Origin of the sequence: Luteimonas lutimaris (assembly GCF_039537065.1) — a bacterium.
GTDB lineage: Bacteria > Pseudomonadota > Gammaproteobacteria > Xanthomonadales > Xanthomonadaceae > Luteimonas > Luteimonas lutimaris.
Map to the genome: position 1 here is coordinate 19,523 of NZ_BAAAZU010000003.1, position 9,038 is coordinate 28,560.

Sequence of the window (9,038 nt, forward strand, 5' to 3'; positions counted from 1 at the left end):
GGCCCGCCACCGGGCACGCGTGTTCAGCAGGCCAGCGTGGCTTCCAGCGCGACGTCCGGCTCCCAGCGCGCGCGGCCTTCCAGGGCGCTGATTTCCAGCAGGACCGCGGCGCCGACCACGATCGCGCCCTGTTGCCGCGCCAGCGCGAGCGCCGCGCGCAGCGTGCCGCCGGTGGCCAGCACGTCGTCGACCAGCAGCACGCGCGCGCCGGGCGACAGGGCGTCGGCGTGGATTTCCAGGCGGTCGCTGCCGTACTCCAGGTCGTAGTCCTGCGCGTGTACACGCGCGGGCAGCTTGCCGGGCTTGCGTACCGGCACGAAGCCGGTGCCCAGCGCGCGCGCCAGCGCGGCGCCGACGATGAAGCCGCGCGACTCGACGGCGAGCACCGCGTCCAGCGCCACTCCGCGCCACGGTGCAGCCATTGCATCGACCGCCGCGGCGTAGCCGTCGGCGTCGGCGAGCAGCGGCGTGATGTCCTTGAACACCACGCCCGGTTTTGGGAAGTCGGGGATATCGCGGATCAGCGCTTGCCAGTCGGGCATGGGATATTCGTCGTTTCGGACCGACGACGATGCTAGCGGAGATGGCGGGGCGCGACGAATGCCGGCGCGATCCGCGCCGGCTTCACAGGCGCTGGATCAGCGCGAGGATGTTGCCTTCGCTGTCCTTGAACCACGCGGCGCGCGTACCGCCGGAGGTGACGATATCGCCGTCGACCTGCGCATCGGGGAAGTCGTAGCGCTCGAACCGGACGCCGCGCGCCTTCAGGTCGGCCACCTCGCGTTCGATGTCGTCGATATCCCAGAACGCCTGGCTGGCTTTCGAGGTGCCGGCGTTGGGCGTGGGATACAGGAAGCAGCCGGTGCCGTTGGCGAATTCGTAGCTGACGCCTCCCGACAGCTCCGCGCCGGGTGCGAATCCCAGCTGGTCCTCGTAGAACCTGCGGGCGCGGGCGACATCGGTGGCCGGCAGGTAGGCGTACATCGCATGGGTCTGCAACATGGTGCTCTCCTCGGGGGAACGGGAGCCCGCGCGTGCCGCGTGTTCCCGGGTACGACGGGCGTTGGCGCGGGCAACCGGCACCCTGCACCCGGACGCGCGGCAACGCCGTGACCGGGTTGGCGGCATGACGCCATCGTTGTGCCGGATTCATGGCCGCCGCGCGAGGCGGATGCCGCGACGTTCCGCGCCGCCCGGCCGCGACGTGCCTGGCAGATGGCGTTCAGGCCGTCTGAACGCGCGGGTGGCTAGACTCCGCCACTTCCCTGCCGATCCCTGCCGCCATGCCCCGTTCCACCGCCGTTCTCACCGGTTTCGCCGTCGCCGCGCTGCTGGCCGGCTGTGCATCGCAGCCGAAGCAGGATCCGGCGCCTTCCGGCGAAACCTTCGACGCCGGCGATACCTACTCGCGCAGCTACGAATCGCAGCCGGCGCAGGCCTGCCAGGCCGCGCAGCGCGCGCTGCTGGGGCAGGGTTACGTGGTGAGCCGGGCCAGCGGCGACGGCGTGGAGGCCTCGAAGAACTTCCAGCCCGATGCCGAGACGCATACCCAGCTGGTGGTGCGCGTGACCTGCATGCAGCAGTACGACGGCCGCGCGCTGGTGTTCGTCAACGCGGTGCAGGACCGCTACGCGCTGAAGAAGACCTCGAGTTCCGCCAGCCTCGGCGTCGGCGTGCTCGGCTCGGTGTCGCTGCCGGTCGGCAGCAGCGACGACTCGCTGGTCAAGGTCGCCAGCAACACCGTGCAGAACCAGGACTTCTACCGCCGCTTCTTCGAGCGGGTGAAGTACTACCTGCCGTCCGAACCGGACCGGGCGGCGGCACCACCGCCTCCGGAGCCGGCCGCGCCGCCCGATCCGCCGCCTGCCGCAGCGCCGGAGGCAGGGCAGGATCCCGCGCAGCCATAACCCGCGCGCGTCGCGACCCCCTGTAGGAGCGGCTTCAGCCGCGAGCTCTTCGTCCAGCTTCGATTTCGCTCATGCAAAGAGCTCGCGGTTGAAGCCGCTCCTGCAGGTTCCCCATGACAGCTCAGCCATCGCTCGCCGTGCTGTGCAGGGTGCGGTCGAACAGCGCCAGCGTGCGCCGCCAGGCTTCCTTCGCCGCATCCTCGTCGTAGCGTGGGGTGGTGTCGTTGTTGAATCCATGCTCGGTGCCCGCGGGCTGGTACAGCGCATGGCGCACGCCGGCCGCCTTCAATGCGGCCTCGTAGCCGGGCCAGGCCGCGTTGACGCGTTCGTCGTTGGCCGCCAGTACCACCAGCAGTTCGGACTTGATCTTCGGCACGTCCTCCAGCGGCGGCGGGCTGCCATAGAACGGCGCGGCGGCGGCGAGCTCCGGCAGCCGGGTGGCGAGGACATTGACCATGCCGCCGCCCCAGCAGAAGCCGACCGCGCCGAGCCTGCCGTTGCCGCCCTCGACCCCGCGCAGGAAACCCGCCGCGGCCAGGAAGTCCTCGCGCACCTTGTCCTGGTCGAGCTTGCCGAACAGCGCGCGCGCCGCGTCCTCGTCGCCCGGGTAGCCGCCGAGCGGGAACAGCGCGTCGGGCGCGAACGCGATGAAGCCGTCCAGCGCCAGCCGCCGCGCGATGTCCTCGATGTGCGGGTTGAGGCCGCGGTTCTCGTGCGCGACCAGCACCAGCGGCGATGGTTCGCCGTCCTTCGCCGGCTTGACCAGGTAGCCGCGCGCGGTCCCGTAGCCCCTGGGCGATGCGAACTCCACGTGTTTCGCCGACAGCCGCGCATCGTCGGGCTTTACCTGCTGCGCCGCGGCGAACTGCGGGCTCAGCGCGGCCAGCAGGCCGGCCGCGCCGCTGGCGCCGACCGCGAAGCGCGCCGCGCCGGCGAGGAAGCCGCGCCGGTCGATGACGCCGTGCACGTACTGGTCGAACAGGCGCAGCACCTGCGGATCGAAATCGCCGGCCTTCGCCCTGCGGTCCTCGGACATGGCGGTCTCCACCGTTCGTGATCTGGCCGCAATCTAGCCACGTCCGCGGAAAGAATGCGTTACGGCAAAACCCGGCGGCATCCGGCGCTTTCGGCGCCGTTCGCCAAGCCGCGGACGCAGGCGACATCGCGCGGGCGGATGCGGGACCTGCCGCGTGCGGAAACGCCCGGCCCCTGACGTGCACGCTGCGCGGCAGCGGCCGGACGGGACCTACGGGCGTGGGTCGGGCTGCGGCTCCGGCCGGTCCGGTTCGCCGGGCGTATTCGGGTCGTGGACAGGCGGGATCATCGGATCTTCCGGCCGCCCGGGCATCGGGTCGCGCACCGGGTTCGGCACCTGGCCGGGGACATCCGGCTGGTCCGGATCGGGCTGTGGCGTTTGCTGGCTCATCGTCATGCTCCGGAGCGGGTCTGCCGCCAGCATGCCGTCCGCTGCGATGCGGGCGCGTGAATCGCCCAACGCATCGCGTCCTCGCGCGCGCAATTGTGCGACGCGGCCTTGCGTGGATGCGAACATGTACCGCCACGCATCGCACCGGAGCCGGCATGAAGGTCAAGCGCATCGTCGCCAACATCGCCACCGACAACGTCGCGGCCGCGGCCGCGTTCTACCGCGACCTGCTCGGCCTCGAGCTGCTGATGGACCACGGCTGGCTTGCGACCTACGGGTCCGGTGACACCATGCGGGTGCAGGTCGGCGTCGCCTCGGAGGGCGGCTCCGGCACGCCGGTGCCGGACCTGTCGATCGAGGTCGACGACGTGGATGAAGCGCTCGCCCGCATGCGCGCGGCCGGCATCGCGATCGAGTACGGCCCCGCCGATGAGCCCTGGGGCGTGCGGCGCTTCTACGTGCGCGATCCGTTCGGCCGTCTGGTCAACATCCTTGCGCACCGCCCCGGCTGAAGCCCGCCTGGGAGGTCTGCGCGGGCTGCTAGCATGCGCGTTCGCGCGTGCCCGGAGTCGATATGAAAACCCTGTCCCTGGCGAGCGGCCTCCTGCTCGCCGCCACGCTGTGTCTGGCCGCCGCCGCCACCGCCGCGGGCCAGGAGCCGGTTGCGCCGGCCAGCCGCGCCGAAGCCACGAAGATCATCGCCGACATGCGCCGCATCGTGACCGACGAGGGCGTCGAGCGGCTGGAGAAGGTGCACATCGGCGGCATCGACCAGTGGGTGTCGATCCGCGGCAACGACCGCCGCAACCCGGTGCTGCTGATGCTGCACGGCGGCCCGGGCTGGGTGTCGATGCCGACCAGCTGGTACTTCCAGCGCGGCTGGGAGGAATATTTCACCGTCGTGCAGTGGGACCAGCGCGGCGCCGGCAAGACCTACGTGGAGAACGACCCGGCTGCGGTCGCGCCGACGATGACGCGCGAGCGCATGGTCGAGGACACCGTCGAGGTGGTCGCGTGGCTGCGCCGCGAGTTCGGCAAGGACAGGATCTTCGTCCTCGGCCAGTCCTGGGGCAGCTACCTCGGCCTCGAACTGGCGCAGCGCAAGCCGCAATGGCTGCATGCCTACATCGGCATCGGGCAGGTCACCAACGCGCCGGAAAGCGAGCGTCGCGGCTGGGCGTGGACGCTGGAACAGGCGCGCCGCGACGGCAACGACGAGGCGGTCGCCGAGCTCGAATCGCTCGCGCCCTATGCGCAGGGCGACGCACCGGTGCCGCTGGCCGACCTGATGAAGCAGCGCCGCTGGCTCAACTTTTATGGCGGCATGGTCCACAACCGCCAAGGCGGCGAGGCGGAGGGTGCCGCGGTAAGGCTGTCGCCCGAGTACAGCGACCAGGACGTCGCCAGGATCTGGGACGCCAACGACTTCTCGGTCGAGCATCTGCTGACGGGCGTGCTGACCCTGGACATGGGCCGCGTGCAGCGGCTGGATTGCCCGCTGCTGCTGTTCCTCGGACGCCACGACTACAACGTGTCGTCGAGCCTGGCCGCCGAGTGGTTCGAACGCGTGCAGGCGCCGTCGAAGCGGCTGGTGTGGTTCGAAGACTCCGCGCACGAGGTCATGAACGAGGAGCCGGGCAAGACCCTGCTGTCGCTGGTCCAGTACGCGCGCCCGATCGCCGAGCGCGCCGGTGACGTGCCGCCGCCGTAGCGGCGTCAGGCCTGCGGCGCCGGCTTGCGCCGGAACGCGAACACCACCGCGCCCAGCACCAGGGCAATCGCGCCGGCGACCAGGTTCCAGGCGGTGGCGCTGGCCAGCAGGCCGATCGACAGCAGCGTGGCGGCGACCGGGATCAGCGGCCCGCCGGGCAGGCGCAGCGCGCCGTCGCGGTCGCCGTGGCGACGGCTCAGTACCAGCACCGACACCGAGGTGCCGATGTAGGTGCACAGCCGCGCCACCACCGACAGCAGCGCCAGACCCTCGAACGAACTCGACATCTTCAATAACAGCGATTTTCCCCATCCAGGTTGCATTGCAAGTGACCACTCTTCGAACGAGGAAGTCAGTGCCAACAGGAGCGACAGCACGCCGACGGTGATGATCGCCAACGCCGGCGTGCGGAAGCGCGGATGGATCTTCGCCAGCGCGGCCGGGCCGTAGCCGTCCATCGCCATCGCGTGCAGGTAGCGTGGGCCGAGCATGACGGTGTTGCTGTTGGTGCCCAAGATCGACACCGCCGCGCCCACTGTCAGCGCCAGCGCTAGCCAGCCGCCGCCGAACGTGACCGCGGCGTCAGCCAGTGGCGTCTGCGACTGCGCCAGCCCCGGCAGCGTGCCTAGCGCCACCCACTGCACCACGAAGTAAAGCAGTGTCACCGTGGCGATCATCAGCAGCATCGCAAACGGCACGTCGCGCTGCGGGTTGCGGTATTCGCCGGCGGCGGCCGGCAGGTTCTCGAAGCCGGCGTAGGCGAACAGCAGCAACAGCGCCGCCTCGCCGAGATCGCGCAGCGGGACCGGGCCGGGCAGCGACGTGGCCTGCGACATGTCGACGTACATCGCACCGATGGCGATGAACATCAGCAGCGGCAGCACCTTGGCAATCGCCAGGAACACGCCCGTACGTGCGGCCGCGCGTACGCCGACCACGTTGACCACGACCAGGAAAGCCAGCGAGCCGGTGACGATGGCGACCTGTGCACCACCGCTGGCCGCGTGTGGCCAGAAGTGCGTCACAGCCTGAGCCAATCCGACGGAAAGCGCCGCGGCGCTGGCAACGCGCGTGATCAGCAGCATCCAGCCAACCTCGAAGCCGATGAATGACCCGAACGCCTCGCGTGCGTACAGGTAGCCGCCGCCGGGCTGGTCGAAGTAGCTCGCCGCCTGCGCGTAGCACAGCACCAGCAGGCTCACCGCCAGCCCCGCCAGCAGCACCGCCCACAGGCTCGCCGGCCCCAGCAGCAGCGCCGCGGCCGCAGGCAGCAGGTAGATGCCGCTGCCGATGACGTCGTTGATCGACAGCCCGTACAGCTGCCAGCGCCCCACGGCGCGGCGCATCTCCGGCTGGCTATCGACGGAAGGCGCGAGAGGCTGCTGCGGGTCGGGCATGGGCGTTCATCCAGGCGGGCGGTCGCCGCAACCTAGCATGCCCGGGCGGGCAGGCGCCGCCTCCGGTCCGGCCACGCAAGCTTCCCGCCTTCGCATTGGCGCTTGTGCGCGGACGGATGTCCACGGAAACTGCGCGCTGCGTCTTGGCCCCTGGCGGAATCCCCACCGCCGGGTCCGGGAGGAGGCGTACAGGGGCAGGACTGGGGATTCAATCGAAAATGGAGATTCAACGCATGTCGAAGAAGAACGTGTTGCTTGCGGTGGCGCTGGCCGCGCTGGTGGTCGCCGCGCCGATGTCGGCGCTGGCGAAGAAGAAGCAGTCGGGCGTCGGCCCCGGCATGAACGAGGCGGGGGAAGTCATCGATTCGTCCGCAGTCGAGGCAGGCTGGGGCGAGGAAGTGGTCGGCCTCAACGACTACGAGGGCGAGATCACGGGCATTCCCGCGCCGGACAGCAAGTTCACCCAGCTCAAGATCGGCATGCCGATGAAGCAGGTCACCGACCTGATCGGCGAACCCACCGACCAGGGCGCCTACATCACCGGCAAGGCGTTCATCCCGTTCTTCTTCGGCAGCGATCGCCACCGCTACGAGATGGCCTACAAGGGCCAGGGGCGGCTGATCTTCGCCGGCAAGTCGATGGGCACCGGCGGCAACCTGATCTGGATCATCCACAACAGGAACGACACCGGCTATCGCGAGTAACCGTCCGCCGCGTCGCCAGGAGAAACCCCGCTTGCGCGGGGTTTTTTCGTATCGGGGAAGACGGCTGCCGGTCAGGGCGCGTCCTGCACCAGCGCCGGGTCCAGCGCCCTGGCGAGCGCGATGACGTCGTCCCGGAAGGTGGCGTACTCCCAGTCGGGCTGGTAGTCGTCGCGCTCGGCGATCTGGCGGACCGCGACCAGGCGCGCGCCGGGAACGACCTCGATGTACTGCCCCAGGTAGCCCTCCGCCTCGAAGGCGACGACCGGTCCGTCCTGGCTGTCGATGAACTCGTTCGGCGGGATCTTCGGCTTGATCTCCATGTTCCAGGCTTCCGCCGCCGAGGCGCCGAACGCGCCGGAGATCGCCTCGAGGAAGGCCGCCTCGCTGTCGAACGTGCGGTCCTGCAGGGCCTCGAACTTCGCGGCGACCGCGTCCGACACGCCCCTGTCGCGCATGCGGCCGGCCGCGTCGGCGGCGACGTGGATCTTGGTCCACGCCGTCCTCCGCCACCACAGCAGCCCGCAGCCGGACTGCTTCGGGCTCGCCGCGAGCATGGCGTCGATGTAGTCGGCCGGAACCAGCTGCCGGCCTTCCCATTTGCCGCGGTCGAGCACGAGCTGGCCGATCTTCGCGGCATCGGTGGCGGTGAGCGGCAGGCCGGACATGGCGTAGGGATGCCCCGTCCTGTCCTTCTCCCACGGGCCGGGATGGATGTCCATGGCCTTGAACAGGCCGTCGCGGAAGAACACGTCCATCGGCTGGCCCGACGCCTCGCGGATGATGCCGGCCAGCAGGTTGACCGCCTTGTTGTTGTAAGAGAACGCCTCGCCCGGCGCGCTGTCCAGGTCGGCCGCCAGCGCCAGCTGGATGATGTCGGGCGCCGGATAGATTTCCTCCGGCGCCATCGGCACGTTCTGCATGCCGGAGGTGTGGTCGAGCAGCATGCGCACGGTGACATCGGCCTTCAGTCCCTGCTTCCACTCGGGGTAGAAGTCCGCCACCGGCTGGTCCAGCGACCTGATCCTGCCGTCGGCCAGCAGCTGGCCGATGCCCAGCGCCACCACCGACTTGGTGGCCGACATCAGCTCGATCGCGCCCGGCGGCTTGCCGTCGCGGTCATAGCGGCCGACCGGCTTGCCGTCGCGCAGGACCAGCACCGCGGCGCTGTGCGTGGACCGGGCCTTGTCGAGCAAGTGGTCGAGTGCGGCTTGCGCGGCGGGCGGGAGGTCGGCGGCGGACGCGGGCAGGCCGGCGGCCAGGGCCAGCAGCAGGACCACGGGGGCGATGGCGTGGCGCAGGAGCATGTTGGTTTTTCGTAAGGGGGGTGTTGCCACAGGCTATGTGCGCAGGGCCATGCGCATGAGTGCCGATGGTTTGAATGACTTGTGGTCCGGCGCGTGCATTGCGCCGCGGTTCCACGGCGCGCAGGCGCTGTCGTCGACGTCCGGCGCCTCGTTGCAGGCATGGCAAGCCGGTGTGGCCGGCATTCATCGTGGCGAAGGCAAGCTCACGGGGCGGTCCAGGGGGTGAATGCCGTCGCGCCTGCGCGACATCCACACGATGAGGAGCCCCCATGAACACGACAATCCGCAATTCCCTGCTGGCCATGGCCGTCGTTGGCGCGCTGTCGCTCACCGCCTGCCAGACCACCGACGATCCGATGGACGCGCCCGAGCCCGCGCCGATGGATGACACTGCGCCGCCGATGGACGACACCGCGCCGCCGGTGGACGAGACCATGCCCACGACGGACCCGACCACCACGCCGACCGACGCGACCAGCGACGGCGCAGACGGATCCGGCTTCTAGGACGGTGCGCGGGACGCGGGCAGGATGCCTGCGTCCTGTCTGTCTGCGCGTCCCTGTAGGAGCGGCTTCAGCCGCGAGCTTTT

At 70.0% G+C, this 9,038-nt stretch carries 11 protein-coding genes; 5 read left to right on the forward strand and 6 right to left on the reverse strand.

Annotated features, from left to right (window positions below):
- Positions 1-23: 23 nt before the first annotated feature.
- Positions 24-542 carry an adenine phosphoribosyltransferase gene (locus tag ABD679_RS02175; RefSeq protein ID WP_344758308.1) on the reverse strand — a complete coding sequence of 173 codons (519 nt, stop codon included), beginning with the start codon at positions 540-542 and terminating at the stop codon, positions 24-26.
- 82 nt (positions 543-624) lie between these two features.
- Positions 625-1,002 carry a VOC family protein gene (locus ABD679_RS02180; protein WP_344758309.1) on the reverse strand — a complete coding sequence of 126 codons (378 nt, stop codon included), beginning with the start codon at positions 1,000-1,002 and terminating at the stop codon, positions 625-627.
- 281 nt (positions 1,003-1,283) lie between these two features.
- On the opposite strand from ABD679_RS02180, the gene ABD679_RS02185 reads away from it, so the two are divergent.
- Positions 1,284-1,907 (forward strand): DUF2242 domain-containing protein, encoded by a 624-nt coding sequence (locus ABD679_RS02185; RefSeq protein ID WP_344758310.1) that lies wholly within the window; start codon positions 1,284-1,286, stop codon positions 1,905-1,907.
- 121 nt (positions 1,908-2,028) lie between these two features.
- Here the strand turns inward: ABD679_RS02185 and ABD679_RS02190 are convergent, their stop codons facing one another.
- Both ABD679_RS02190 and ABD679_RS02195 read right to left on the reverse strand, forming a co-directional pair.
- Complete coding sequence (locus ABD679_RS02190) at positions 2,029-2,943, reverse strand: dienelactone hydrolase family protein (RefSeq protein WP_344758311.1); 915 nt, start codon at positions 2,941-2,943, stop codon at positions 2,029-2,031.
- A gap of 210 nt (positions 2,944-3,153) precedes the next feature.
- Positions 3,154-3,459, reverse strand: a complete 306-nt coding sequence (locus ABD679_RS02195; RefSeq protein ID WP_344758312.1) for a hypothetical protein — start codon at positions 3,457-3,459, stop codon at positions 3,154-3,156.
- Between the two features lie 29 nt (positions 3,460-3,488).
- Here ABD679_RS02195 and ABD679_RS02200 point away from each other — a divergent pair, with 29 nt between their 5' ends.
- Both ABD679_RS02200 and ABD679_RS02205 read left to right on the forward strand, forming a co-directional pair.
- On the forward strand, positions 3,489-3,845 hold the full coding sequence (locus ABD679_RS02200; protein ID WP_344758313.1) for a VOC family protein: 357 nt from the start codon (positions 3,489-3,491) through the stop codon (positions 3,843-3,845).
- A 62-nt stretch (positions 3,846-3,907) separates the two neighbouring features.
- Positions 3,908-5,044: an alpha/beta fold hydrolase gene (locus ABD679_RS02205; protein ID WP_344758314.1), complete on the forward strand. Its 1,137-nt coding sequence runs from the start codon at positions 3,908-3,910 to the stop codon at positions 5,042-5,044.
- Positions 5,045-5,049: 5 nt separating this feature from the next.
- On the opposite strand, the gene ABD679_RS02210 is transcribed toward ABD679_RS02205, so the two are convergent.
- Positions 5,050-6,441, reverse strand: coding sequence for an APC family permease (locus tag ABD679_RS02210; protein ID WP_344758315.1), 1,392 nt, complete (start codon positions 6,439-6,441; stop codon positions 5,050-5,052).
- A 275-nt stretch (positions 6,442-6,716) separates the two neighbouring features.
- On the opposite strand from ABD679_RS02210, the gene ABD679_RS02215 reads away from it, so the two are divergent.
- Entirely contained in the window at positions 6,717-7,145 is a 429-nt protein-coding gene (locus tag ABD679_RS02215) for a hypothetical protein (protein ID WP_425561839.1), read from the forward strand.
- 71 nt (positions 7,146-7,216) lie between these two features.
- Here ABD679_RS02215 and ABD679_RS02220 read toward each other — a convergent pair whose 3' ends face one another.
- On the reverse strand, positions 7,217-8,449 hold the full coding sequence (locus tag ABD679_RS02220) for a serine hydrolase domain-containing protein (protein WP_344758316.1): 1,233 nt from the start codon (positions 8,447-8,449) through the stop codon (positions 7,217-7,219).
- 269 nt (positions 8,450-8,718) lie between these two features.
- Between ABD679_RS02220 and ABD679_RS02225 the strand changes: the two genes are divergently transcribed.
- Positions 8,719-8,955: a hypothetical protein gene (locus ABD679_RS02225; protein ID WP_344758317.1), complete on the forward strand. Its 237-nt coding sequence runs from the start codon at positions 8,719-8,721 to the stop codon at positions 8,953-8,955.
- The last annotated feature ends 83 nt before the right edge of the window (positions 8,956-9,038 follow it).

Bases quoted from the DNA above. Each gene is read 5' to 3' on its own strand.
- ABD679_RS02210 (WP_344758315.1), bottom strand. From the start codon at position 6,441: ATGCCCGACCCGCAGCAGCCTCTCGCGCCTTCCGTCGATAGCCAGCCG.
- ABD679_RS02175 (WP_344758308.1), bottom strand. From the start codon at position 542: ATGCCCGACTGGCAAGCGCTGATCCGCGATATCCCCGACTTCCCAAAA.
- ABD679_RS02200 (WP_344758313.1), top strand. From the start codon at position 3,489: ATGAAGGTCAAGCGCATCGTCGCCAACATCGCCACCGACAACGTCGCG.
- ABD679_RS02185 (WP_344758310.1), top strand. From the start codon at position 1,284: ATGCCCCGTTCCACCGCCGTTCTCACCGGTTTCGCCGTCGCCGCGCTG.
- ABD679_RS02180 (WP_344758309.1), bottom strand. From the start codon at position 1,002: ATGTTGCAGACCCATGCGATGTACGCCTACCTGCCGGCCACCGATGTC.
- ABD679_RS02195 (WP_344758312.1), bottom strand. From the start codon at position 3,459: ATGTTCGCATCCACGCAAGGCCGCGTCGCACAATTGCGCGCGCGAGGA.
- ABD679_RS02190 (WP_344758311.1), bottom strand. From the start codon at position 2,943: ATGTCCGAGGACCGCAGGGCGAAGGCCGGCGATTTCGATCCGCAGGTG.
- ABD679_RS02220 (WP_344758316.1), bottom strand. From the start codon at position 8,449: ATGCTCCTGCGCCACGCCATCGCCCCCGTGGTCCTGCTGCTGGCCCTG.
- ABD679_RS02225 (WP_344758317.1), top strand. From the start codon at position 8,719: ATGAACACGACAATCCGCAATTCCCTGCTGGCCATGGCCGTCGTTGGC.
- ABD679_RS02205 (WP_344758314.1), top strand. From the start codon at position 3,908: ATGAAAACCCTGTCCCTGGCGAGCGGCCTCCTGCTCGCCGCCACGCTG.